At 68.1% G+C, this 24729-nt stretch carries 22 protein-coding genes, 1 tRNA gene and 1 pseudogene; 16 read left to right on the forward strand and 8 right to left on the reverse strand.

Annotated elements, in window-relative coordinates; translation table 11 throughout:
- The first annotated feature begins 41 nt into the window (after positions 1 to 41).
- Positions 42 to 2783 carry a DUF349 domain-containing protein gene (locus tag AAAZ40_RS06440; protein ID WP_476659593.1) on the forward strand — a complete coding sequence of 914 codons (2742 nt, stop codon included), beginning with the start codon at positions 42 to 44 and terminating at the stop codon, positions 2781 to 2783.
- On the opposite strand, the gene AAAZ40_RS06445 is transcribed toward AAAZ40_RS06440, so the two are convergent.
- From AAAZ40_RS06445 to AAAZ40_RS06465, 5 genes are all read right to left on the reverse strand, one after another.
- On the reverse strand, positions 2780 to 3646 hold the full coding sequence (locus tag AAAZ40_RS06445) for a M90 family metallopeptidase (RefSeq protein ID WP_476659594.1): 867 nt from the start codon (positions 3644 to 3646) through the stop codon (positions 2780 to 2782). The two genes, AAAZ40_RS06440 and AAAZ40_RS06445, sit on opposite strands and share 4 nt — an antisense overlap.
- A complete protein-coding gene (locus AAAZ40_RS06450) occupies positions 3643 to 4632 on the reverse strand; it encodes a UDP-2,3-diacylglucosamine diphosphatase (protein ID WP_476659595.1) in 990 nt (329 codons plus the stop codon). Before AAAZ40_RS06450 ends, AAAZ40_RS06445 begins: the two co-directional genes overlap by 4 nt.
- Before the next feature lie 150 nt (positions 4633 to 4782).
- The gene (locus AAAZ40_RS06455; protein WP_476659596.1) at positions 4783 to 5304 is read right to left on the reverse strand and encodes a peptidylprolyl isomerase; all 522 of its coding nucleotides are present in this window, start codon (positions 5302 to 5304) and stop codon (positions 4783 to 4785) included.
- Positions 5305 to 5309: 5 nt separating this feature from the next.
- Positions 5310 to 5927, reverse strand: coding sequence for a peptidylprolyl isomerase (locus tag AAAZ40_RS06460; RefSeq protein ID WP_476659597.1), 618 nt, complete (start codon positions 5925 to 5927; stop codon positions 5310 to 5312).
- A 78-nt stretch (positions 5928 to 6005) separates the two neighbouring features.
- On the reverse strand, positions 6006 to 6587 hold the full coding sequence (locus tag AAAZ40_RS06465; RefSeq protein WP_476659598.1) for a tetratricopeptide repeat protein: 582 nt from the start codon (positions 6585 to 6587) through the stop codon (positions 6006 to 6008).
- Between the two features lie 280 nt (positions 6588 to 6867).
- Here AAAZ40_RS06465 and cysS point away from each other — a divergent pair, with 280 nt between their 5' ends.
- The 6 genes and pseudogenes from cysS (at position 6868) to AAAZ40_RS06495 (ending at position 11803) form a co-directional block, all read left to right on the forward strand.
- On the forward strand, positions 6868 to 8283 hold the full coding sequence (cysS, locus tag AAAZ40_RS06470; RefSeq protein ID WP_476659599.1) for a cysteine--tRNA ligase: 1416 nt from the start codon (positions 6868 to 6870) through the stop codon (positions 8281 to 8283).
- On the forward strand, positions 8268 to 8912 hold the full coding sequence (locus AAAZ40_RS06475; RefSeq protein WP_045535736.1) for a DNA-3-methyladenine glycosylase family protein: 645 nt from the start codon (positions 8268 to 8270) through the stop codon (positions 8910 to 8912). Before cysS ends, AAAZ40_RS06475 begins: the two co-directional genes overlap by 16 nt.
- An 86-nt stretch (positions 8913 to 8998) precedes the next feature.
- Positions 8999 to 9973 (forward strand): annotated as a pseudogene (locus tag AAAZ40_RS06480) (acetyl-CoA carboxylase carboxyltransferase subunit alpha); the annotation flags it as partial.
- Between the two features lie 146 nt (positions 9974 to 10119).
- Positions 10120 to 11106, forward strand: a complete 987-nt coding sequence (gene tilS, locus AAAZ40_RS06485; RefSeq protein ID WP_476659600.1) for a tRNA lysidine(34) synthetase TilS — start codon at positions 10120 to 10122, stop codon at positions 11104 to 11106.
- A 112-nt stretch (positions 11107 to 11218) separates the two neighbouring features.
- Positions 11219 to 11479, forward strand: coding sequence for a ribbon-helix-helix domain-containing protein (locus AAAZ40_RS06490; protein ID WP_476659601.1), 261 nt, complete (start codon positions 11219 to 11221; stop codon positions 11477 to 11479).
- 3 nt (positions 11480 to 11482) lie between these two features.
- Positions 11483 to 11803 carry a type II toxin-antitoxin system RelE/ParE family toxin gene (locus AAAZ40_RS06495; RefSeq protein WP_476659602.1) on the forward strand — a complete coding sequence of 107 codons (321 nt, stop codon included), beginning with the start codon at positions 11483 to 11485 and terminating at the stop codon, positions 11801 to 11803.
- Between the two features lie 64 nt (positions 11804 to 11867).
- On the opposite strand, the gene AAAZ40_RS06500 is transcribed toward AAAZ40_RS06495, so the two are convergent.
- Both AAAZ40_RS06500 and AAAZ40_RS06505 read right to left on the reverse strand, forming a co-directional pair.
- Positions 11868 to 12173 (reverse strand): P-II family nitrogen regulator, encoded by a 306-nt coding sequence (locus tag AAAZ40_RS06500; protein WP_476659603.1) that lies wholly within the window; start codon positions 12171 to 12173, stop codon positions 11868 to 11870.
- A 41-nt stretch (positions 12174 to 12214) separates the two neighbouring features.
- A complete protein-coding gene (locus tag AAAZ40_RS06505) occupies positions 12215 to 13222 on the reverse strand; it encodes a sodium-dependent bicarbonate transport family permease (protein ID WP_476659604.1) in 1008 nt (335 codons plus the stop codon).
- Between the two features lie 261 nt (positions 13223 to 13483).
- Between AAAZ40_RS06505 and AAAZ40_RS06510 the strand changes: the two genes are divergently transcribed.
- The 9 genes from AAAZ40_RS06510 to AAAZ40_RS06550 all read left to right on the forward strand — a co-directional run bounded on the left by AAAZ40_RS06510 (position 13484) and on the right by AAAZ40_RS06550 (position 23158).
- Positions 13484 to 15037, forward strand: a complete 1554-nt coding sequence (locus tag AAAZ40_RS06510; RefSeq protein ID WP_476659605.1) for an NfeD family protein — start codon at positions 13484 to 13486, stop codon at positions 15035 to 15037.
- On the forward strand, positions 15034 to 15819 hold the full coding sequence (locus AAAZ40_RS06515; protein WP_476659606.1) for a slipin family protein: 786 nt from the start codon (positions 15034 to 15036) through the stop codon (positions 15817 to 15819). The genes AAAZ40_RS06510 and AAAZ40_RS06515 overlap by 4 nt, the downstream gene beginning before the upstream one ends.
- A gap of 205 nt (positions 15820 to 16024) precedes the next feature.
- Positions 16025 to 17308 (forward strand): aspartate kinase, encoded by a 1284-nt coding sequence (locus tag AAAZ40_RS06520; RefSeq protein ID WP_476659607.1) that lies wholly within the window; start codon positions 16025 to 16027, stop codon positions 17306 to 17308.
- 58 nt (positions 17309 to 17366) lie between these two features.
- Positions 17367 to 17459, forward strand: a tRNA-Ser gene (locus AAAZ40_RS06525).
- A gap of 66 nt (positions 17460 to 17525) precedes the next feature.
- Complete coding sequence (locus AAAZ40_RS06530; RefSeq protein WP_476659608.1) at positions 17526 to 18302, forward strand: ferredoxin--NADP reductase; 777 nt, start codon at positions 17526 to 17528, stop codon at positions 18300 to 18302.
- Positions 18303 to 18328: 26 nt separating this feature from the next.
- Positions 18329 to 18841, forward strand: coding sequence for a disulfide bond formation protein B (locus AAAZ40_RS06535; RefSeq protein WP_476659609.1), 513 nt, complete (start codon positions 18329 to 18331; stop codon positions 18839 to 18841).
- Positions 18842 to 18924: 83 nt separating this feature from the next.
- Complete coding sequence (locus AAAZ40_RS06540) at positions 18925 to 20745, forward strand: EAL domain-containing protein (protein WP_476659610.1); 1821 nt, start codon at positions 18925 to 18927, stop codon at positions 20743 to 20745.
- A 193-nt stretch (positions 20746 to 20938) separates the two neighbouring features.
- Complete coding sequence (locus AAAZ40_RS06545) at positions 20939 to 21907, forward strand: S49 family peptidase (RefSeq protein ID WP_476659611.1); 969 nt, start codon at positions 20939 to 20941, stop codon at positions 21905 to 21907.
- Between the two features lie 30 nt (positions 21908 to 21937).
- Positions 21938 to 23158 carry an FAD-dependent monooxygenase gene (locus tag AAAZ40_RS06550; protein ID WP_476659612.1) on the forward strand — a complete coding sequence of 407 codons (1221 nt, stop codon included), beginning with the start codon at positions 21938 to 21940 and terminating at the stop codon, positions 23156 to 23158.
- A 36-nt stretch (positions 23159 to 23194) separates the two neighbouring features.
- Here AAAZ40_RS06550 and AAAZ40_RS06555 read toward each other — a convergent pair whose 3' ends face one another.
- Positions 23195 to 24712: a potassium/proton antiporter gene (locus tag AAAZ40_RS06555; RefSeq protein WP_476661705.1), complete on the reverse strand. Its 1518-nt coding sequence runs from the start codon at positions 24710 to 24712 to the stop codon at positions 23195 to 23197.
- Positions 24713 to 24729: the final 17 nt, after the last annotated feature.

The raw sequence follows: 24729 nt of genomic DNA on the forward strand, positions 1-24729 counted from the left end.
GACAATAGAAGGCCGAAGCTGCACTTATCCCGATTAACCCGATGTGCCCATGCACCACACGCTACGTGGGTGCGCGCATCGCCTTGCCTACCACCCCCGAAGCCGTGAACGCCTCTGTCAAGTCCGCCCCATCCACCGCCGACCTGTCGCAACTCGACGCCCTGACCGGAGGGGCGTTCAAGTCCCCGACTTCGGGCGAGCGCGCCACCCGGCTGCGCGAGTGGCTCGCCAGCGAGCCCAGCATCGAGCAAATGACCGAGGTCTATCGCGAGCTCTCGCACCGCGACAAAGGTGCGGCCAAGCCGCTCAAGGACAAACTCGACGAGCTCAAGCGCATCAAGGCCCAGGACGCGATCGCTGAAGAGTGGGCGGCCAAGGCGCAGGCCCTGTTGGCCCTGCCACGCCTCAACCTGGCCGACGCCATGGGCTGGCAGCGCGAAGCCGCCAAGGCCGGGGCACCGCTGTCGCGCGAGCCGCTGGCCGGTTTGCGGCTGGCCTTGAGCGCGCGCATGAAGGCGCTCGAAGACCTGCAGCACCAGGTGCAGGTAGAGCGCGAGGCGGCGGTGCTGCTGGCGCAGCGCATCGAGCTGCTCTCGACCAAGCCGCTGACCGAGGCGCAGGCGCAGCGCGAACCCCTGCACAGCGACGTGGCCGCTTGGCAATCCCGCGCCAGCGGCTTGTGCGCCGACCCCGCCTGGGCCAGCCTCGAGCCCAGGTACGCGCAGCAACTCGAAACCTCGCGCAACCAGCTCAACTTGGTCTGGGAAGCCTTTGACGCCGCGCTCACCCAGGCCTTGGCTGCGGCCACCGACGAGCAGGTGGCCCTGCCGGCGGTGCCGGTGTGGGCCGACGAGCTGCGCGCCCTGCGCGGCGTGGCGGCGCCGCCCGCCGCCGATGCCGCCGAGCAGGCGGCGCGCCAGCAACAAGCCAACCAGGCTGTGGCTGCGGCCCTGCAGGCCTTGCAACAGGAGCTGGCCCAAGGGCACAGCAAAACCGCTCCCAAGGCCGCGGCCGCCTTGCGTCAGGTGCTCAAAGACCATGGCCGCCACATCGCGCCCGCGCTCGAGGCCGAGGCCCAGGCCGCCTTGGTCAGCAGCAGCGAGCTCGAAGGCTGGCAGCGCTGGCGCGCCGATCAGTTGCGCGAAGAGCTGCTGGCCAAGGCGGTCGCGCTCACCCAGGCCCCCGAGGGTCAGCGCATGGGCGGGCGCAAGGTGCAAGAGGCGCTGCGACAGCTGCGCGAGCAGTGGAAAGCCACCGATCAGGGCGGGGCGTCGAACCAGGCGCTGTGGAAAAAGTTCGACGAGGCCTGCAACGAGGCGCACAAGCAGGTCGAGGCCTGGCTGGAGCAGATCAAGCAACAAAACCAAGCCAATCGGGCCCAACGCCTGGCGCTGATCGACGAAGTGCACGCTTGGACGGCGGCGCACGCCACCAGCACCGACTGGAAGCTGCAACTGCGCGAGCTGCATGCCCTGTCGGAGCGCTGGCGCGAGTGCGGCCACCTGAGCGAAAAGCTCTATGCCGAGCTGCAGCCGCTGTGGAAGGCGGCCATGGCCCAGGCCCATGCGCGCCTAGAGGCCGCCCAAGAGCAGAGCGTGCAGCGCCGCCAGGCCCTGATTGCCGAGGCCCAGGCGCTGGGCCAGATGCCCACCTTGCGCATTGACGCCGTCAAGGCGCTGCAACAGCGCTGGCAGCAAGAAGCGCACGCCGTGCCGCTGGATCGGCGCCTCGAACAAAAGCTGTGGGAGGCCTTTCGCCAGCCCATCGACGCCGCCTTCGAGCGCAAGACGGCCGAGCGCGTGCACGTCGCCGCTGCCCTGAGCGCGCACGACCAGGCCGTGCTGCAAGCCGCCCAGGCGCTCGAAGCCGCCTGCGCAGCGGGTGACGTGCAGCGCATCCGCAGCGCCAGCGAGGCCCTGCAAGCCGTGCTGCGCGGCCAAACCGTGGCCGCCGTGGCACCCCCCACCCCCAGCCAGCCAGAACCGGCTGCGGCAGGGGCCGGCGCCGATGCGGCCCAAGCCCAATCCGAGGCCCAGCCCGAGGTCCAACCCGAGGCCCAACCCGAGGCCCAACCCGAAGCCGACGGCAAGGCCCCGGCCGCCCCGGCCGCCACCCCGCGCAAGCTGGTGGCCATGCGCGGCGACGACCGGCCCGGCATGGCGCGCGCGCAGCCCCAGTCTGGCCGTCCCGCCGGTGCTGCGGGCCGCGATGCCCGCCAAGGTCCACGCGCGGGCTTTGCGGGCGACGCACGGGCCGCGCAGCGCGGTGGCGAGCGCGCCGATTGGCGCAGCAACGAGCGCGAGGAGCGCGGCCCCCGCTTGGGCGACGCGGCCTTCCGTGCCCAGCGCCAGGCGCTGGAGCAAGCCGAGCTGGCACTCAAGAAGCTGGCGACGCAGGCCCACGGCGAGGCCCTGATGGGTTTGCTCGCTGCCTGGCAGCAGCGCAACCCGGCCCAGTTGCCGAGCGCGCAGGCCCTGGGCGGCAAGGCCGCCGCCGCCGCGCGTGCGGCGTGGGCCGCCGCCCTGACGCAGGCGGGTTCCGATGCCGCCGCCGCCGCGTGTGGCACGCACCTGCTGCGGCTCGAAATGGCGGCCGAACTGCCCACCCCGGTGGCGCACCTCGAGGCCCGGCGGGCCCTGCAACTGCAACTGCTCACGCGCCGCCACGACCCGGCCCCCGCGCAAACCTGGGCCCACGACGTGGCGCAGGTGCTGGCCAGCCCCCACGACGCCGCCGCTGCCGAGCGCTTGCAGGCGGTGCTCAAGGTGCTGCTGCGCCGCTAAGGCGCTGCGGTTGCCGCCGCCGGGTGCCTGAAAAAAGCATCCAGCAGCGGCAGCAAGAGCGGGAATTCGGCCCCGAAGCGCGCCCGCTGCACCGTATAGGCCTCGCAGGCCACGGCAAAAAACTCGGCTGCATCGGTGGCGCCGTAGGCGTCGAGCCAGGGCATGGGGGCGCCGAAGCGCTCGGCCATTTGCACCTCGCGCACGAAGCGGCGGTGCTGCTGGCCCCAGAGCGTGCGCCAGTGTTGCGCTGCGGCCGGCGCTGCCAGCCCCAGAAAGCCGTTCGGCAACCGGGGGCAGCCGTCGGCCGCTTGGTGGCGCGATTTGTGGCGCAGGTCGATCTGGTGCGCAAACTCGTGGATCACCAGGTTGTGGCCCTGCTGCGCCGTGGCGCTGGCCGTGCGCACGTGCGACCAAGCCAGCATCAGCGGCCCGCCCTGCATGGCTTCGCCCGCCAGCGCCTCGCGCCAGCGGTGCACCACGCCGGCCTCGTCGGTTTCTTCGCGCTGAGCCCAGACTTCATCTGGGTGCACCACGATGCCGACAAAACCCCGGTACCAGTCCAGCCCCGACAGGCCCCAGTGGATCCACGGCAGGCAGGCCTGGGTGGCGATGGTCAGGGCGATCTCGTCGTTGATCTGCAAGCCGTTGGCGCCGCTGAAGGTTTTTTGGGCCAAAAAATGGCGGCACAAGAGCTGCAAACGCTCGAGCTGGCCGGGCTCCAGCCGGTGCAAGAAGGGCTGCGCCTGCACCACGTGCCGCCAAAGGCCCGCCGGGATGGGCGGTGCGCCGCCCAGCCAGCGCGTCAGCGCGCGGGCCCAGCGGCTGTGGCGCAGCACGCGCAACCAGCGCGGCGCCGGGCTCATGCCGCTGGCCGGGGCAGCGGTGCGGCGGCTGCTTGGGCAGCGGCCATGTGGGCGGCCGGTGGCGGCGCGGCCGGTGTTTGTGCGGTGGCCTGTTCCGGGCTCAGGCGGCTGAACTGGCCCAAGCGGTCGAGCCGCAGCACCTCGCGCCGCGGCGGTTGGCTCAGGCCGCACCAGTCGCTCAGCACCAGGCGCTGCAAGCCCAACCCCAGATCGTGCAGCCCGGGGCGGTGGGTGTGGCCGTGGATCAGGGTCTGGCAGGCCGTGGCGTGCAGCCAGTCGCAGACGGTGGCCGCGTCCAGGTCGGCGTAGTCGGCGCTGGCCGCTTGGGACGCATTGGCCGTATGGGCCGTATGGGCCGTGCCGGTGGCGCTGGCACTGCCCGAGACCGAACCCGCGCCCACGCTGCGCTGGCTCTCGCTGGTGTGGCGTGCCATGCGCGCCAGCGCCTCGCGCTCGGCCAAGGGGCGCGCCAGAAAGCCCCGCTGCCAGTCGGGTGCGCGCACCATCTGGCGAAAACTTTGGTAGCTGCGGTCTTCCAGGCACCAGGCGTCGCCGTGGCTGAGCAGCAAGCGCTGGCCGGCGTATTCGAACACGCAGGGGTCGGCGATCAGGCGCACGCCGCTGGTTTCGGCAAAGGCACCGCCGAGGAGAAAGTCGCGGTTGCCGTGCATCAGGTAGATCGGCGCGCGCGCGCTGGCCGCAGCCAGCGCGGCCACGCTGCGCTGCAGCAGCGCGCTGTCGGGGGTTGCGCTCGGGCGCTGCAGCATGTCGTCACCGAACCAGAGTTCGAACAGGTCGCCGAGAATGAACAGGGCGTCGAAGCGGCCGTGCTCGAGGTAGTGCAGCCAGGCCGATGCCGTGCTGGGGTCTTCGGGGCGCAGGTGCAGGTCGGAGATGAACTCGACTTGCTCCCACGCGGGGGCGGCGCAGACGCGGTCGGGTGTGGGCAGCGCCCGCTGCGCCGCCGTCAGGGTGGCATCGTTCATGGTCGCAGGGTGATGTGCGTCGGTGCGCGCTTCATGGGGCGCAAGGGGCCAAGCGCAAGGGGATGGCTGGGATGGTGGTATGCGGCCGGTGCAGCCGGGGCGGCCGCCGGGCCTGCTCGCAGCCCGGCAAGCATCCCGGCAGGGGCCGCATCAGGCTGCGCTGCCCGCCAGCTCGACGGCTTTTTCCAGCACCACGTCGTCCAGCGGCACGTCGTCGTGCATGCCCTTGCGCCCGGTCTTGACGCTGCGGAGCGCGTCCACCACCTCGGTGCCGGCGATCACTTTGCCAAACACGGCGTAGCCCCAGCCCTGCGCGGTGGGGGCGGTGTGGTTCAAAAAGCCGTTGTCGGCGACGTTGATAAAGAACTGCGCCGAAGCCGAATGCGGCGCCGAGGTGCGCGCCATGGCCACCGTGTAGCGGTCGTTTTTGAGGCCGTTGTTGGCTTCGTTTTCGATCGGGTCGAGCGTGGGCTTTTGCTTCATGCCGGGGGCAAAGCCGCCGCCTTGGAGCATGAAGCCGTCGATCACGCGGTGAAACACGGTGCCGTCGTAGTGGCCGCTGCGCACGTAGGCGAGGAAATTGGCGGCCGAAATGGGCGCCTTGTCGGCGTCGAGCTCGAGGGTGATGACGCCGCGACCGGCGATGTGCAGTTCGACTTGCGGGTTGGCCATGGTGTTTATTGCTCCAAAGTGGCGTTGAGAATGGTGACGGGTTGCAGGGGCACGTTGCTGAACGCGCCCCGGCGGCCGGTGGGCACGGCGCGGATGCGATCGACCACGTCGAGCCCCGAGACCACGCGGCCAAAGACGGCGTAACCGTGGCCGTCGGGCGAGCGCGGCTGATCGAGCATGGGGTTGTCCACGACGTTGATGAAGAACTGCGCCGTGGCCGAATCAGGCACCTGGGTGCGCGCCATGGCCACCGTGCCGCGCAGGTTGCTCAGGCCGTTGCGGGCTTCGAGCGCGATCGGGGGCCGGGTGGGCTTTTGCTGCATCTCGACCGTAAAGCCCCCGCCCTGGATCATGAAGCCGGGGATGACGCGGTGAAACACGGTGCCGTGGTAGTGGCCGTCGCGCACGTATTGCAGAAAGTTTTGCACCGTCAGCGGCGCGCGCACCGGGTCGAGTTCGAGCACGATCGCACCCAGATTGGTGTTAAGGGTGACGCGCGGGGCCGCAGCGGGTGCGGTGGCCGGGGCGGCTGTGGGCGCTTGCGCATGGGCGCTGCCCAAGCTTAGGGCGCTGGCGAGCGCGACCGAGCCGAGCAGGAGGGGGGCGAAGTGGCGGCGTTGCATGGTGGGTAGGGCTAGAAGGGGGGCGGGGGGATGGACGATTGGACAGTGCACCAAGGGAGCTGGGGCGTGGCGTGTGCGTCAGCGCGCCGGTGCGGCGGTAGCCAGCAAGGCCTCGAGCGCCTGCAGCCGCTGGGCTAGGCCGGGAGCGTGCGGTGTCTGCTCAAGGGCGCGGCGATAGGCTTCGGCGGCGCGTTGCAACTGCACGTCGCCCAAGTTGCGCCATGCGGTGGCGTAGTGCGGGTGCAGGCGCAGCGCCTGCTCGAGGGCCAGTTGCGCTTCGAGCAAACGCCCGGCGGCGGCGTGCAGCACGGCCAGGTTGTTGTGCGGTTCGGGCAGCTCCGGGTGCTCTTGCACCAGGGCGGTGAAGGCGGCTTTGGCGGCATCCGTCTGGCCCATGCGCTGCAGCAGCACGGCGCGCATAAAACGCATCTGCGCATCGGCCGGGTGCTGCGCCAGCCAAGCGTCGGCCTGCGCCAGCGCGGCGGGCCAATCGCCGGCCTGGCTTTGGCGCTGCACCGCGTCGTAGGGGGCATCTTGCGCCAGCGCCGGGGCGCCTAAGCCCAACCCGAGCAGCAGCGCCAGCAGGGCAGCGGCCAGCAGGTGGTGGGCGTGGCGCGGGCGCAAGGGCCGCCAGCGGCGGGCAGTGGGGGCAAAGGGCATGTGCAAAGGGGGCGGGCTGGTGCTCAAAAGCAGAAACCGGTAACGGCAGCGGCGGCGGCAGCGACGGCGCCGATATACTTGCCGGATTGTATCTGCGCGGCCCCGATTCGGGCTTGCCCAGCCTTTAGTCCCATGGTGGATCCGGTTGTAGGCCCCACGGGACGCCCTGCTGATTGCTGCGCTGTGCACACCGTTTTGTGTTCTGATGGCTTGCCGTGCAGCCCCCACGCCCAGCCGTTTGGGCACAGGTGCCCAGATTCCCTCGATTTGCCCCCAGCCCATGACCCTGCGCATCCACAACACGCTCACGCGCCGTCTCGAAACCTTCCAGCCGCTGCAGCCCGGCCACGTGCGCATCTACGTCTGCGGCATGACGGTCTATGACCTGTGCCACCTCGGGCATGCGCGTTCCATGCTGGCTTTCGACGTGGTGCAGCGCTGGCTCAAGGCCAGCGGCTACCGCGTGACCTACGTGCGCAACATCACCGACATCGACGACAAGATCATTGCCCGCGCGCTGCACAACGGCGAAACCATCCGCAGCCTGACCACGCGCATGGTCGAGGCCCTGCACCAAGACGCCGACGCGCTGGGCATCGAGCGCCCGACCCACGAACCGCGCGCCACCGACTACGTGCCGCAGATGCTGGCCCTGATCGGGCAGCTGGAGCAAAAGGGGCTGGCCTACCGCGCCGCCGACGGCGATGTGAACTACGCCGTGCGCGCCTTTGCCGGCTACGGCAAGCTCTCGGGCAAGAGCCTCGACGAGCTGCGCGCCGGCGAGCGCGTGGCCGTGGCCGACGACAAGCGCGACCCGCTCGACTTCGTGCTCTGGAAAGCGGCCAAGCCCGACGAGCCCGCCGACGTGCAGTGGCCCAGCCCTTACGGCGCCGGGCGGCCGGGCTGGCACATCGAGTGCTCGGCCATGAGCTGCGCGTTGCTGGGCGAGTCTTTCGACATCCACGGCGGCGGTGCCGACCTGCAATTTCCGCACCACGAAAACGAAATTGCCCAAAGCGAAGGCGCCAGCGGCCAGCCCTTGGCGCGCTTTTGGATGCACAACGGCTTTGTGCGCGTCGATGAAGAAAAAATGTCCAAGAGCTTGGGCAACTTTTTCACCATCCGCGAGGTGCTGCAGCGCTACGAGCCCGAAACGCTGCGCTTTTTCATGCTGCGCGCGCACTACCGCAGCGCGCTCAACTACTCCGACGCGCACCTCGACGACGCCCGCAGCGCCTTGCGTCGCCTCTACACCGCGCTGGCGGCGGTGCCCGTCGCGCCGGCTGGTGAGGGCGCCGCTCCCGCGGCCATCAACTGGGCCGAACCGCACGCCGCGCGCTTCAAGGCCGCCCTGGACGACGACTTTGGTACCCCGCAAGCGCTGGCGCTGCTGTTCGAGTTGGCCACCGAAGTCAACCGCAGCCGCAGCGCCGCCTTGGCAGCGTTGCTCAAGGCGCTGGGTGCCATTTTGGGGCTGCTGCAGCAAGAGCCGCAAGCGTTTTTGCAAGGCGGCGTGGGGGCGGCAGCCGTTGCCGACGGCTTGCCAGCGAGCGCCATCGAGGCCCTGATCGCCGAGCGTCGCGCCGCCAAGGCCGCGCGCGACTTTGCCTTGGCCGACCGCATCCGCCTGCAGCTGCAAGACCAAGGCGTGCTGCTGCAAGACAGCGCCCAAGGCACCACATGGGTGCGGGCCTGATGCCAGTCTGCCGTCTGCCGCCCTATTGGGCCGAGGCCTGCACGCACCTGATCGAGCGCGACCGGGTGCTGTGCAAACTCATCCCCCAAACCACGCACGCCGGCCTGCAGTCGCACGGCGACCCCTTCGTTACTCTGGTGCGCAGCGTCATCGGTCAGCAGATTTCGGTGGCGGCGGCGCAAGCCGTTTGGCAGCGCTTCGAAAAGCTGCTGCCGCAGTTCGAACCCGCGGCCTTGTTGCGCCTGCGCGTGGATGAAATGCGCGCCGCCGGCCTGAGCGCGCGCAAGGTCGAGTACCTCGTCGATCTGGCCTTGCACTTCGACAGCGGCCACCTGCGCCCCGACGAATGGCCGGGCATGGACGACGAGGCCATCGTCAAACAACTGGTGGCGATCCGCGGCATCGGGCGCTGGACGGCCGAGATGTTCCTCATCTTTCACCTGCTGCGCCCCAACGTGCTACCGCTCGACGACGTGGGGCTGATCCGCGGCATCAGCCAGAGTTATTTTTCGGGCGAGCCGGTGAGCCGCAGCGACGCGCGCGAAGTCGCCGCCCCTTGGGCGCCGTACTGCAGCGTGGCGACTTGGTATATTTGGCGCTCGCTCGACCCGCTGCCGGTGGCTTATTGAATGGCCTCTCAGCCTCTGAGGCGCCGCCGCGGCCCAGCCCCGTTTGTTCTTTGACTGTTCATTGACCCCGAACCAGGAGCCCGATCTTGGCCAAAAAAGTTTTTCTCGATTTCGAGCAGCCCCTCGCCGAGCTCGAAAGCAAAATCGAAGAGCTGCGCTACGTGCAGAGCGAATCGGCGGTCGATATCTCGCAAGAGATCGAGCAGCTGAGCAAAAAAAGCCTGCAACTCACCAAAGACCTCTACACCCACCTCACGCCGTGGCAGGTGACCAAGATCGCCCGCCACAGCGAGCGCCCCTATACGCTCGATTACGTGCGCGAGATCTTCAGCCACTTTGTCGAGTTGCACGGCGACCGCCATTTTGCCGACGACCAGAGCATCGTCGGCGGGCTGGCGCGCTTCAACGGCCAGCCCTGCGTGGTGCTGGGCCAGCAAAAAGGGCGCGACACCAAAGAGCGCACGTTGCGCAACTTTGGCATGACGCGCCCCGAGGGCTACCGCAAAGCGCTGCGCCTGATGAAGCTGGCCGAGAAGTTCCGGCTGCCGGTGTTCACCTTTGTGGACACCCCCGGCGCCTTCCCCGGCATCGACGCCGAGGAACGCAGCCAGTCCGAGGCCATCGGGCGCAACATCTACGAGATGGCGCAGCTCGAGGTGCCGATCATCAGCACCATCATCGGCGAGGGCGGCTCGGGTGGCGCGCTGGCCATCGCCGTGGCCGACCAGGTGCTGATGCTGCAGTACGCGGTTTATTCGGTCATCAGCCCCGAAGGCTGCGCCTCCATTTTGTGGAAAACCAGCGAGCGCGCCAGCGACGCCGCCGAGGCGCTGGGCATCACCGCGCACCGTCTCAAGGCGCTGGGGTTGGTGGACAAGATCGTGAGCGAACCGGTGGGCGGCGCGCACCGCGACCCCAAGCAGATGGCGGCCTTCCTCAAGCGCGCGCTCACCGACGCCCTGCGCCAAGTGGCCGACCTCAAACCCAAAGAGCTGATCGAGCAGCGCCACGCGCGCCTGAACAGCTATGGCCGCTTCATCGACACCAAGGCCGACGCGCGCAGCGCCGCCCCGGCCAGCGCCCGCAGCCAGCACGCGCGCCACCAGCCGCTCGACACCGACGCGGTCTAGAGCGCAGTACGGGCTCCAGCGGCTTTTGCGGCGCCAACGGCCCCCTTTGTGTGCGAACCGCGCCTGCAGCACCGCCCTTGGCCCAGCCGCCGACCAACCCGCTGGCGGCGCTGGCCGACTGGGCGCGCTTACACCCCCTGAACGCAGCAGCGCAGGCGCTGGAGCGCCCCTGGGCCGTGGCCTACAGCGGCGGCGCGGATTCAAGCGCGCTGCTGCTGGCCGCGCACCAGCTCTGGCCAGGCCGGGTGCAGGCGTTGCACATCCACCACGGCCTGCAAGACGCGGCCGCGGCCTTTGTGGCGCACGCCCAGCAGCAGTGCGCGCACCTGGGCTTGCCGCTGCACGGGCAGTGCGTACACGCGCAGCCCGCGCCGGGCCAGAGCCCGCAGGACGCGGCACGGCGGGCGCGCTACCGCGCCCTGGCCGCAATGGCGCAGCAACATGGGGCGGCCTGGGTGCTGCTGGCGCAACATGCGCAAGACCAGCTCGAAACCGTGCTGCTGGCGCTCACGCGCGGGGCCGGTTTGCCGGGCCTGGCCGCCATGCCTCCCGCGTTCGAGCGCCACGGCTGCGCCTTTGGCCGCCCCTTGCTTGATAGCGACGCCCGGGCGTTGCGCGCCTGGCTGCAGGCGCAGGGCACCAGCTGGATCGAAGACCCGAGCAACGCCGACCCCGCCTACGTGCGCAACCGCATCCGGCTGCAGGTGCTGCCAGCGCTGCTCGACGCCTTCCCGGCCAGCCTGCACACCTTTGCCCGCAGCGCTGCGCAGGCCGCACAAGCGCAAGGCCTGCTCAGCGAGCTCGCCGCGCAAGACTTGCAACACAGCGGCGACCCGCCTGCACTGGCAGCCCTGCGCAGCTTGAGCCCAGAGCGCCAAGCCAACCTGCTGCGCCACTGGCTGCGCAGCCGCCACGCCACCCAGGCCAGCGCAGCGCAACTGCACGAACTGCAGCGCCAAATCGCCGCCTGCCGCACGCGCGCGCACCGCATCGAGCTCAAGCTCGGCCACGGGCGCGTGCAGCGCTGCGGTGAGTGGCTGGTGTACGAGCCTGGGCGCGGCTGAATGGGCGCGGCTGCAGCCAGGCCGGGCATAATGATGGACAATCTGGGACAATCTGCACGTCCTGCAAGATGATCGATTGCGTTCCAGCCCGTGCCCCCTCCAGCGAGCCGACATGCCTTCCACCACCACCATGACCGTGCGCCTGAACGCCGCCCTGAGCGACTTTGTGAGCGAGCGTGTGCAGCGCGAGGGCGTATTTGAGAATGTGAGCGACTATGTGCGCGACCTGATCCGGCGCGACATGGAACGCCAGGAGCAGCAAGCCTTGGAGCGGCTCAAGGCCGAGCTGGGGCGGGCCTTTGCGGCACCCGAGTCAAGCTACAAGCCCTTGACGGCATCCGAGGTGATTGCCCGCAACCAGCAGACTGCCTGAGCGATGCCCGCCGTGCACGTCCAAGAGGCGGCCTCTTGGCGTCTGGACGAGATCTATCGCTACACCCGCGAGCGCTGGGGCGAGCTGCAGGCCGAGCGCTACCTGTCGGGCCTGTTTGCGGCTTTTGAAAGCATAGATGTGCATGGGGTCGCATCCCGGCCCGTGCCAGCCGAATTGGGCGTGGAGGGTTTTTTCTTCCGTTACGAGCGACACTTTGTGTACTGGCGGCGTTTGTCCAACGGCGACATCGGCATTGTGACCATATTGCACGAGCGCATGCATCAAATTAGACATTTGCGTGCAGATTTTTTCGGCGAGAAATGATTTTTGCGTTCGCTGGGCATGGCGCGCGCCAGCCGATGCCGCAGCGCCCCCCCCGGGCGCGAACTCAAAACTTGGGCCGCACCACCTCGACATCCTCGGTGTACACAATGCCGGCGTAGTCGTTGAAGTAGTGGGTCATCACGCCGTCGACGATTTTCACCGCGACTTCGGGCGGGACGATGAACTCGATTTTCACGTTGCTGAACACGTCGCCGTGGCCGCTCAAGGCACCGGTGCGGGTGCCGTGGTAGCCGGAGCCGTTGACCAGCGACGAGGTATAGCCGACCGAGCCGAGCGAGCGGCTGAACTCGACCAGCCGATCGTGCAGGACTTTTTCGGTGATGACGACCACTTTCTTGGCTGGAAGCATAGAAACACCTCGTTGGTGTGGGGTTGAAGATTCAGCCATGATCATAGGTCAAAAACCATCTGTCCCAGAATCAGGAACAGCGGGATGCAGATGGCGATGGCCACCGGCGTGCCGATCGCGGTCGAAGACCCAATGTAGGACGACGGATTGGCCGACGGAATGCCGGCGCGCAGCGTCGGCGGGCCTGAAATGTCGGAGCTCGACGCCGCCACGATGGCCAGCAAGATGACGCCGCCAGGGCTCAGGCCCACCCACAGGTGGGCGATGTAGCCCAGGCCAAAACCAATCAAGCCGTGCACGATCGGCATCACGAAAGCATAGGCCGCGTACCAATGCCCGACCTTGCGCAACTCGCCCAAGCGCTGGTAGGCCTCGATGCCCATGGTCACCATCAGCACCGTGAGCAAGCCACGGAACAGCAAGTCGTAAAAGCCCTCGAACACGGCTTCCGGGCGCGCCAGCAAGCCGATGGCCAGCCCCAGCAACATGGCCGACAAGGCCGGGCCCTGCAGGCTTTCCTTGACGATCGGCCAGACCTCGACCCGCTTGGCTGACGCACCCTTTTGCTTGTTGAGGACGATGTTGGCGATCACGATCGCCAGCACCAGCGCCGGAATGTCCATGAACGGGTACAGCGCCGGCACCCAGGCTTCAAAGTAAATGCCGGCGTCTTCGAGCATGAACATGCCCGCCGCCATGGTGGAAGCGCTCACGGCACCGAACAGCCCGGCGGTAGCCAGTGCGTCGTCGGTGCGCACGCCGCGCATGCGCGCCAGCGTCAGCCAGCCCAGCAGCACGATGCTCATGCCGATGAGGGCGCTGAACAGCGCCGGCACCAGCATGGCGGTGATGTCGCCTTCGCGGATTTCCATCCCGCCCTGGATGCCGATGCGCATGAGCAGCACAAAGACGCAGAAGCGGTAGATCGCATCCGGAATGTCGAGCTTGCTGCCCAGGGCAGCGGCCAACATGCCGCCGATCAGGAACGCCAGCGTCGGCGTCTGGAACTGGGTCAGAAAGGTTTGCCCAAATTGCAGCAGGATATCCACCAATGTTCTCCTCTGGCCAAGGCCGAGCGTGCACCGCAGCGGTCTAGGGGTTGCATGATCAAATCCCAAACCCTCGTGCAAGGGCGTGGATGGAAGAGGCAGCAGGTTTTAGAAATGTAAACGTCGGCAATTTTATGTTTTACTTTCACACCATGATGTCGGGATGGGCAGCATAAAAACTGAATTACCTTCAGCTTTGGCCGCATTATCTGTGTGCAGGCTTGGGCACTGACGACCGCAATGCCTATAATTTGCTGCACGATGAGCGCTTCGCCCCTGCTCCGCAATCGCCGCGCGCCCCGGCCGCTGGCGGTGTGGGTTTGGCTGCTGCTGCTGGCTGTGGGCTGGCTGGGGTTGGTCGCCACGCCTGGCGCCGCCGACCCGGTGCCAGCGGCCACGCCGCGCACTGCGGTGCAGTTGACGATCGACGGCCCGATCGGCCCGGCCAGCGCCGACTACCTCGTGCGCGGGCTGGCCCAGGCGCAGCAGCGCGGCGCCACCGCAGTCGTGCTGCGCATCGACACCCCGGGTGGGCTCGACACCTCGATGCGCGAGATCGTGCGCGCGCTCCTCGCCTCGCCGCTGCCGGTGCTGACCCACATCGCGCCCAGCGGCGCGCGTGGCGCCAGCGCCGGCACCTTCATTGTCTACGCCAGCCACGTTGCGGCGATGGCGCCGGGCACCAGCATCGGCGCGGCGGCCCCGGTGCAGGTTGGCGGCGGTGGCGGCCTGCCGCTGCCGCAGCGGCCTGCCGACGCGCCGCCGGCGCCAACGGCGCCGCCCTCGCCAGTGGGCGCACCTCTGACGTTGGCACCGCCGGTGGCCAGCCCCGACCATCCCGCCGCACCCGTGCGCCCCGCGCCAGCCCGGCGCGACGCGCGCGAGGCCAAGGTGGTCGAGGACGCGGTGGCCTACATCCGCTCACTGGCCGAGCTGCGCGGGCGCAACGCCGACTGGGCCGAGCGCGCGGTGCGCGACGCCGCCAGCGTCTCTGCCGAGCAGGCGCTGGCGCTGGGCGTGATCGACTTCATCGCCGCCGACACCGCCGACCTGCTGGCCCAGGCCCACGGCCGCGAGGTGCGCGTGGGCGAGGCCCGGGTCGTGCTCGAGACGCGTGGCCTGGCCGTCGAGGCGCTCGAGCCCGACTGGCGCACCCGCCTGCTGGCGGTCATCACCAACCCCAACGTCGCGCTGATTCTGCTGATGGTCGGTGTCTATGGCCTGTTGTTCGAGTTCATGAACCCCGGCGCGCTGCTGCCCGGCACGGTCGGCGCGATCAGCCTGCTGCTGGGCCTGTACGCGCTGGCCGTGCTGCCCATCAGCCAGGTCGGTGCGGCGCTGCTGCTGCTGGGCATGGTGCTGATGCTGGCCGAGGCCTTCACGCCCTCGGTGGGCGTGCTGGGCATCGGCGGGCTGGTGGCTTTCGTCTTCGGCGCGACGATGCTGATCGACGCCGACGTGCCGGGCTACGGCGTCTCGCTGCCGCTGATCCTGGGCATCGCGCTGGCCAGCCTGGCGCTGTCGCTGCTGATCGCGCGGCTGGCGCTGAGCTCGCATCGGCACCGCGTCGTCACCGGCACCCAGGCCCTGATCGGGGACACGGCGCAGGTGCTCGACTGGAGCGGCGGCGCCGGCCATGTGCTGGCCGCCGGCGAGCGCTGGCAGGCCGGCGGCGCAACCGACCTGCAGGTCGGCCAGCAGGTGCGCGTGGTCGAGATTCGTGGCCTGCGGCTGCAGGTGGCGGCACCGCCGCCCACCGTGCCCGGACCCACCGGGTTAGAATCAGGAACCGACCCCATCCGGAGCCCGCCATGATCTTCGACCTGGCTTTCCTGCTGCCCCTCGTCATCTTGGCCTTCGTCGTGCTCGGCATGGCGATCCGCATCCTGCGCGAGTACGAGCGCGGCGTGGTCTTCACGCTTGGGCGCTTCACCGGCGTCAAGGGCCCCGGGCTGGTCCTGATCGTGCCCTACGTCCAGCAGATGGTGCGCGTGGACCTGCGCGTGACCGTGCTCGACGTGCCGAGCCAGGACGTGATCACGCGCGACAACGTTTCGGTCAAGGTCAACGCCGTCGTCTATTACCGCGTGGTCGAATCTGATAAGGCGGTGATCCAGGTCCAGAACTTCCACCAGGCGACGAGCGAGCTGGCGCAGACCACGCTGCGTTCGGTGCTGGGCAAGCACGAGCTCGACGAGCTGCTGTCCGAGCGCGACAAGATGAACGCCGACATCCAGGACATCCTCGATGCCCAGACCGACACCTGGGGCATCAAGGTCGCCAACGTCGAGATCAAGCATGTCGACCTCGGCGAGACCATGGTGCGTGTGATGGCCAGGCAGGCCGAGGCTGAGCGCGAGCGGCGCGCCAGGATCATCAACGCCGAGGGCGAGGAGCAGGCCGCGCGCAAGCTGCTCGAAGCCGCCCGCGTGCTCGGCGAGGTGCCCGAAGCGATGCAACTGCGCTACCTCAACACGTTGGCGGCGATCGGCACGCAGAACAGCACGACGATCGTGTTCCCGTTCCCGACCGAGTTTTCGCAGTGGCTGTCGCGACTGCAGCCCGTTCCAGACCAGCCGACGTCGTCGCCAGGTTGAGGGCGCATTCGCTCGGTCCGGCTCTTGCCCCCTCCTGGACACAGGTGCCGCGTTCGGCCTGCTGCGTCGTTGGACTAGGCTGTGGGAGCCGTGGCTGACGGGAGCCGTGGCCGGCGCAAGGGCATTTATAATTTCCGGCTTTGCATCCTGGGCCCGTGGCGGCGGCTATCTGCCGCGCTGGGCCCCATTCCACCGCACCCCTCTCATGGCACTCATCGTTCACAAGTACGGCGGCACCAGCATGGGCTCGACCGAGCGCATCCGCAACGTCGCCCTGCGCGTCGCCAAATGGCAGCGCGCGGGGCACCAGATGGTGGTGGTGCCCAGCGCCATGAGCGGCGAAACGAATCGTCTGCTGGCCCTGGCCAAGGAACTGGCGCCAAGCCAAACCCACAGCGCCTACGAGCGCGAGCTCGATCAACTCGCCGCCACCGGCGAGCAGGCTTCGTCTGCGCTGCTGGCCATAGCCTTGCAGGCCGAGGGGCTGGAAGCGGTGAGCTACTGCGGCTGGCAGGTGCCCATCCGCACCAACAGCGCCTACACCAAGGCGCGCATCGAAGCCATCGACGACGCGCGCATCCGCGCCGACCTGGCGGCCGGCCGCGTGGTCATCATCACCGGCTTTCAGGGGGTGGACGCCGGCGGCCACATCACCACGCTCGGTCGCGGTGGCTCCGACACCTCGGCGGTGGCGGTGGCGGCGGCCATTCGGGCGCAGGAATGCCTGATCTATACCGACGTCGATGGCGTTTACACCACCGACCCGCGCGTGGTGCCCGAGGCGCGGCGGCTGGAGCGCGTGAGCTTCGAGGAAATGCTCGAAATGGCGAGCCTGGGCTCCAAGGTGCTGCAAATCCGCTCGGTCGAGTTTGCCGGCAAGTACCGCATGCCGATTCGCGTGCTCTCGAGCTTCACGCCCTGGGACATCGACCTGAACACCGAAGCCCAGTCGGGCACCCTGATCACTTTTGAGGATGAGCAAACCATGGAACAAGCCGTCGTCTCCGGCATCGCCTTCAACCGCGACGAAGCCAAGATCACCGTGCTCGGCGTACCGGATCGCCCCGGCATCGCCTACCAGATTCTGGGCGCGGTGGCCGCGGCCAATGTCGAGGTCGATGTCATCATCCAGAACATCAGCAAAGAAGGCAAGACCGACTTCAGCTTCACGGTGCACCGCAACGACTACGCCAAAACGCTCGAGCTGCTGCGCACCCAGGTGGCGCCCAAGCTGGGGGCGGCCGAAGTGCTGGGCGACGCGCGCATCTGCAAGGTCAGCATCGTCGGCATCGGCATGCGCAGCCATGTGGGCGTGGCCAGCCGCATGTTCCGCTGCCTGAGCGAGGAGGGCATCAACATCCAGATGATCAGCACCTCCGAGATCAAGACCTCGGTGGTGATCGACGAAAAATACATGGAGCTGGCGGTGCGCGCCCTGCACCGCGAGTTCGACCTGGACCAACCCACCGACAGCCTGAGCACAAATTGAACGCTGTCCCTGAATGCAGCCACAGGGGGGGCGGTTTTCGGGCATAATCGCAAGCTCTGGAGTGATGACCGAGAGGCCGAAGGTGCTCCCCTGCTAAGGGAGTATGCGGTGTAGAGCCGCATCGAGGGTTCGAATCCCTCTCACTCCGCCAATTGCGGCACGGGCCTTGTACTGCAAAAGCCCCAAGCTGCGTGCAAGCCGCCCCAAATTCCCGATCATGAGCGCATTCAACGAAGAACGGGTTCTCACCGTTCACCACTGGACCGACCGGCTGTTCAGTTTCACCACCACGCGCGACGCTTCGCTGCGCTTCTCCAACGGCCACTTCACCATGATCGGGCTGCGCCTGGAAGGCGGCAAGCCCTTGCTGCGCGCCTACAGCATCGCCAGCGCCAATTACGAGGAGCATCTGGAGTTCCTCAGCATCAAGGTGCCCGACGGCCCGTTGACCAGCCGCTTGCAGCACATCGTGCCCGGCGACACCATCGTCGTCGGCCGCAAGCCCACTGGCACGCTGCTGATTGACTACCTGCTGCCGGGCAAGCGCCTGTACCTGCTCGGCACCGGCACCGGGCTGGCGCCGTGGATGAGCATCATCCGCGACCCGGCCACCTACGAGAAGTTCGAGCAGGTGGTGCTGGTGCACGGCGTGCGCGAGGTCAAGGAACTGGCCTACTACGACTACCTCACGGTGGACTTGCCCCGGCACGAGTTTCTGGGCGAGATGGTGAGCCAGCAACTGCGCTACTACCCGACCGTGACGCGCGAGCCGTTCAAGAACCGCGGTCGCATCACCGACCTGATCGCCAACGGCAAACTGGCCGCCGACCTGGGCCTGCCGGCGCTGAACCCGGCGCAGGACCGGGTCATGATCTGCGGCAGCCCCGAGATGCTGCGCGACCTCAAGCGCATGATGGAAGAGCGCCAGTTCGTGGAAGGCAACACCAGCACGCCCGGCGACTACGTGATCGAGCGCGCCTTCGTTGAAAGTTGAGCGCGGGTGCGCTATCCTTGGCGCCCATGACCTCTTTACTTGACGCGTTGGCGCACCACCCGCGCCGCTGGCTGTTGCTGCTGGCGCTGGTGTGCGTGGGCATGTTTGGCTACGGCCTGTACCTGCAGCATGGGGTGGGCCTGCAGCCGTGCCCCATGTGCGTGGTGCAGCGCTACGCCTTGCTCGGCGTCATGCTGCTGGCGCTGCTTGCCGCCGCCTTGCCGCAGCGCGGCGCGCACCTGGCGGGCACGGTGGCGATCGTGCTCATGGCGGGTTTTGGTGCCTTCACCGCCGCGCGCCAGAGCTGGTTGCAGTGGTACCCGCCCGAGTTCGTGACCTGCGGGCGCGATTTTTACGGCATGATCGCCAGCTTCCCGCTCGAGCGCGTGATCCCCATGCTGTTCAGCGGCAGCGGCGATTGCGCCAAGGTGGACTGGACCTTTCTGGGCCTGACGATCGCCAACTGGTCGTTTCTGGTTTTCACGGGCATGGCGCTGCTGGCGCTGGTGCTGTTCCTGGCCCTGCTGCGCCGGCGCTGACGGACCCGATTTTCACCGTCCTGTCATCCAGGCCGCGCACAATCCCTAGATTGATCTTTACCTTACCAGGAGCGGTTTGGACCATGCGCACGCACTCCGATTCCAATTTGCTGGCCGGGCATGGGCAAATCTGCAGCATTCGTGAACTGATCGACAGCGCAGCGCTGGAGGTTCATTTTCAGCCCATCGTCGATTTGGCCGGGGTTTCGGTCCATGCCCACGAGGCCTTGGCGCGGCCGCCGCATGGCAGCCCCTGGAGCGGCCCGCTCGAACTGCTGGCTTCGGCCCAAAGCGAACACCTGACGCTCGAGTTCGAGCTCGAATGCCTGTTCCGGGCCTTGTGGCACTGGAGCCGCAGCGCGCGCGTCGGGCGCCTGTTTCTCAACGTCAGCGCCTCGGTGCTGGTTCAGGCCACCGAGCGCCAGCAGATCGTGCGCCTGTTCGACCACGCGCAAGCCCTCGGTTTGTCGCTGTCGTCGCTGGTGCTCGAACTCACCGAGCACGAACGGGTCACCGACATCGGCGCCATCCTCGGCGTGGTCGAGCGCCTGCGGCGCCACGGCGGGGCGCTGGCGCTCGACGATTTCGGCGATGGGCACTCCAGCCTGCGCCTGTGGTCGGAGCTGCTGCCCGAATACGTCAAGATCGACAAATACTTTGTCAGCCAGGTCAACCAGCACAGCCACAAGCTGCAAACCATACAGGCCCTGAGCCGCTTGGCCGAAACCTTTGGCAGCAAGCTGGTGGCCGAAGGGGTCGAAACGGCCGATGAGCTGGAAATTTTGCGCGATCTGGGCCTGCCTTATGCCCAAGGCTTTTATTTGGGCCGACCCCACGCCGACCCAGCCTCTGCTTCCCTGCCCGATGCCGAGCGGGTGTTGCACAGCCGCCAGATCAGCGTCTTGCCGCTGCAAAAGCAGGTCAGCAACCGGGGCTTGACGGCGCGCGCCTTGCTGATCGAGGCGCCCACGGTCTGCGCCGAAGCCAGCCACGAGTTGGTGGCGGGTCTGTTCAAGCAGCACAAGGGCTTGCATGCGCTGGCTTTGATCGAGGGCGAGCGCCCGGTGGGGCTGATCAGCCGCAAAACCTTGCAGGACCTGTTCCTCCAGATCTTTTTTCGCGACATCTACGGCAGCAGGCCCTGTCGCATGCACGCCAATCCCGACCCCCTGCTGGTCGATATCCACACGCCTATCGAAAACCTGACCGAAATCCTGACCTCTGCCGATCAGCGCTACCTTACCGAGGGCTTTGTCATCACCGAGGGCGGCCTGTACCGCGGCCTGGGCACCGGGGCCGACCTGGTGCGCATGGTGACCGAGGCGCGCATCGAGGCCGCGCGCCACGCCAACCCGCTCACTTTCTTGCCCGGCAACATCCCGATCACGCTGCACATCCAGCGCCTGCTCGACAACCAGCAAGACTTCATCGCCTGCTATGCCGACCTGAACCAGTTCAAGGCCTTCAACGACCACTACGGCTACTGGCGCGGCGACGCCGTGATCCGCCTGCAAGCCGAGTGCCTGCAAGCCGTTTGCGACCCGCGGCGCGATTTCATCGGCCACGTGGGGGGCGATGATTTCGTGCTGCTGTTGCAAAGCCCCGACTGGAAGGAGCGGCTGGAGTGCGCGGTGCAGACTTTCAACCGCAAGGCGATCGAACTCTACGACCCGGCCGACCAGATCGCGGGTGGCGTACACGCCGAGGACCGCAACGGCCAACTGCGTTTTCACCCCTGCACTACCGTCAGCCTGGGGGTGGTCAAAATTGAACCGGGGCGCTACCGCGACGCCGAGAGCGTGGCCAACGCGGCCGCCAGCGCCAAGCACCAAGCCAAGCAAAGCCGCTCCGGTTTGTACTTGCTCGAGGATGCGCCCAGAGCACAGGCAGACGCCAAGGCCTGAAGTCCCGGTCCTCGAGGCTGGCGGCACTCAGCGTCTAGAAAGCAGCAGCCACAGCGTTTTGCGTGGCATTGAAAATCGCACCATTTTCTGGCCCGCCAGAGGCGACAATAGGGCCTGAACGGCCTGCCATGCGGCGCCCAAGCGCCCACGGTCCGTGCCACCCACCTCCAGCCCTACAGACCCCCTGCCCACCATGGACGAAGCCACCCCGGCGCCAAGCGCCAAAACGACGACCCCCGAGTGGGAGCGCGCGACACTGGAAAAACTCGCCTTTGGCGCACTGCGCGAGCAGCGCGCGGCGCGGCGCTGGAAGATATTTTTCCGCCTGCTGTGGCTGGGCTTGGCGCTGTTCATCGTCGCCATGCTGATGCGCGACTACGCCGCGCGCGCCACGCTGACGCAACCGCACACGGCGCTGATCGAGGTGCGCGGCGTGATCGCCTCGGGCACCCCCAACAACGCGCAGGCGGTGGTCGAGTCGCTGCGTGCAGCGTTTGAAGAGCCCACCGCCAAGGGCGTGCTGCTGCGCATCAATTCCCCTGGCGGCTCGCCGGTGCAAGCAGGCATCATCGCCGACGAAATCCACCGCCTGCGCGCCCTGCACGACAAACCGGTGCACGCCGTGATCGAGGAAGTGGGTGCGTCTGCGGCTTATTACGTGGCTTCGGCCGCCACCACCATCCACGTGGACAAGGCCAGTCTGGTGGGCAGCATCGGGGTGATGATGGACGGTTTTGGCTTTACCGAGCTGATGAACAAGGTCGGGGTGGAGCGGCGCTTGCTCACGGCTGGCAGCAACAAGGGCTTCATGGACCCGTTCAGCCCACCCAACCAGGCCCAGGTGCAGCACACCCAGCAAATGCTCGACGACATTCACCAGCAGTTCATCGGCGTGGTGCGCAAGGGCCGCGGCGAGCGCCTGCGCGAAACCCCCGAGACCTTCAGCGGCCTGATCTGGAACGGCCAGCGCGCCGTCGAAAAAGGGCTGGCTGATGGTTTGGGCAGCGTGTCTTCGGTGGCGCGCGAGGTCATCGGGGCCGAACTGATCATCGACTACACCCGGCGCGAAAACGTGGCGCAGCAGCTGGCGCGCCGCTTCGGTTCGGGGGCGGGCGAGGCTGCCGTGCAGACCTTGCGCGACTGGGGCTGGACGCTGCGCTGAGTGCCGCAGCCTGAGCGGGTAGCAAAAAACATGGATGAAGCACGTGTGTTGATCGCCGGCGGTGGGCTGGCCGGGCTGGGTGCGGCGCTGGCGCTGCGGCGCGCGGTTCCGGGCCTGCCGCTCGAGGTGCTGGAGCAGGCCGAGCAGTTCTCGGAAGTGGGTGCGGGCATCCAGCTTGGGCCCAACGCGGTGCGGGTGCTGCGCGACTGGGGGCTGGAGCCGGCCTTGAACGAGGTCGCGGCCTTCCCCACCGATCTGCTGGTGCGTGACGCCACCAGCGGCGCCAGCCTGGGGCATCTGCCCTTGGCCGAGCGCGCCCAGCGGCTCTATGGTGCGCCCTACGCCACCATCCACCGCGCCGATTTGCACGCCTTGCTGCTGCAGGCGCTGCAGGCCGAAGGGGGCACGGGCATGCACCTGTTGCAGCGCATCGACGCCGTGCAACTGCCAGCCGAAGCGGGGGTTCCGCTGGAGCTGCGTACCCAAGGTGGGCGCAGCTGGAGCGCCGCCGCGCTGCTGGGCTGCGATGGCTTGCGCAGCCGCGTGCGCGAGCAGCTGCTGGGCGATGGTGCCCCGCGCTTCAGCGGCCACCTGGCCTACCGCGGTTTGGTCAAGATGGCGCGCCTGCCGCCCGAATTGCGCCAGACTGCGGTCACCGCTTGGCTGGGCCGGCGCATGCACGCGGTGCATTACCCGGTGCGGCGCGGCGAATGGCTCAACGTGGTGGTGGTGGTGCAGGGCGATTTGCCCGCCGAGCCCGCCGGTTGGGACCATCCGGCGCAACCACAGGTGCTGTGGCATGCCATGGGCCTGCTGCCGCAGCGCGATTTGCACCGCGTGCTCGAGGCCGTGCCGCTGTGGCGGCTGTGGCCCCTGTTTGGCCGCGCACCGGTGGCTGGCGCGCACCAGATGGCACGCGGCCCGGTGGCGTTGTTGGGCGACGCGGCGCACCCCATGAAGCCCTACTTGGCCCAAGGCGCCGCCATGGCGCTCGAAGACGCCTGGGCGTTGGGGCTGTCGTTGGCGGCGCAGGGCAGGGCGGCGGCCGATCTGGATTGGCCGCGCCTGCTCCAGCGCTGGGCGCAAGCGCGCTGGCGCCGTTGCGCCTGGGTGCAGGCGCGCTCACAGCGCAACGGCACCCTCTTTCACGCCAGCGGCCCGCTGCGCTGGGGCCGTGACGGTGCCATGCGGCTGCTCGGTCCGCGCCTGATCGACGTGCCGCGCCTCTACGCCGGGCCGCCGCCCCCCTGAACCCCGGCCGCAGCACCGATGGGCGGCAACGGCGCCTCAAGCCGGGTCGTCATTGGCCGCTTCGGCGGCGTTTTGGTGCAGCAGCCGGATGCCCACGCGCATGATCTCGCCGTCCTCGATCTGCCGCACGCTCAGTTCGGCGGCGCCGAGGTGGGCGTGGTCGCCCTCGACGGGTGGTCGCCCCAGCGCCTCGGTCAGCCAATCGGCAGCGCTCAGGCCTGGGTCGGCCACGGCGGGCCAGCCGTAAAAACCGCACAAATCGGCCATGCGGGCGTTGCCGGGCACCTCGAAGTCGCCAAAGACCTTGCGCGCGCGCACGGTGTCGTCCTCGTCGGGCAGGGCCACGGCGCAGCGCCGCGCCACCCAGGGGATGGTCGAGCCCTGCAACAACAGCGAGGCCATGACCACGATCAGCGCCACGCTGACAAAGATGTCAGCCCCCTGCACCCCGGCCATGACCGGAAAGATCGCCAGCACGATTGGCACCGCGCCGCGCAAACCCACCCACGAGATAAACGCGGTTTCGCGCCAGTCAAAGCGCAGCGGCTTGAGCACGATCCAGACCGACAGCGGGCGCGCCAGCAGCATCAGCACGGCCACCACGCCCAGCGCCGGCAACAGCGCATCGAGCGCGTCCGAGGGCGTGACCAGCAAGCCCAGCAGCAAGAACATCGAGGCCTGTGCCAGCCAGGCAAAGCCGTCCATGGCCGACAGCGAGGGCGCCACGCACTGCGTGGCCCGGTTGGCCACCAGCACGCCAAAAATGTAGATTGCCAAAAATCCCGAGCCCCCGACCCAGGTGGTGAGGGCAAACACGCTCAGGCCCGCCGAAGTGAGCAAGAGCGCACGCACGCCGCCGCTGGGGCGTGCCCACACGGTGAGCTGGCGCAGCAGCAGGGCAAAACCCCAGCCGGCGCCGATGCCCAGTGCCGCACCCCAACCAAACTGCAGCGCCAGGTCGCGCAGTGGCCACCACCATGCCATGTCGGCCCCGGCGTTTTGGGCATCGAGCAAGACCCAGCCGATCAGGACCAGCGTCAGATAGACCGCCATCGGGTCGTTGAGGCCGGATTCGATTTCGAGTGTGGCCGCAACCCGTTCGTTGAGCCTGACGCCGCTCGACTTGAGCAGCGCAAACACCGCAGCGGCGTCGGTCGAGCCGACGATGGCCCCCAGCAGCAGCGCCATTGGCCAGCTCAGGCCGAGCAAGAAATGCGCCGCCACCCCGGTCAGCGCGGCCGTGACCACCACACCCAGGGTGGCCAGCCACAGCGCGGGTTTGAGCCCGGTGCGAAAAGTGCGGTACTGGGTGCGCAGGCCACCGTCGAGCAAGATCACCGCCAGCGCGACGTTGCCGACCCAGAACGCGAGCTCGAAATCCTTGAAGGCCACCCCGCCCGGGCCGTCTTGGCCGAGCAACATGCCGGCGATGAGAAACACCACCAAGAACGAAAACCCGAGCCGCACCGAAAACAGGCCCGCCAGCAGGCTGACGAAAACCAGCCCGGCAGCGATCAGCAGCGGGATGGCGAGGAAGTCGAGCGAGAGCAGCATAGGGGCCATACCTTAGC

This window comes from Serpentinimonas sp. SMBJO2, from assembly GCF_056341105.1.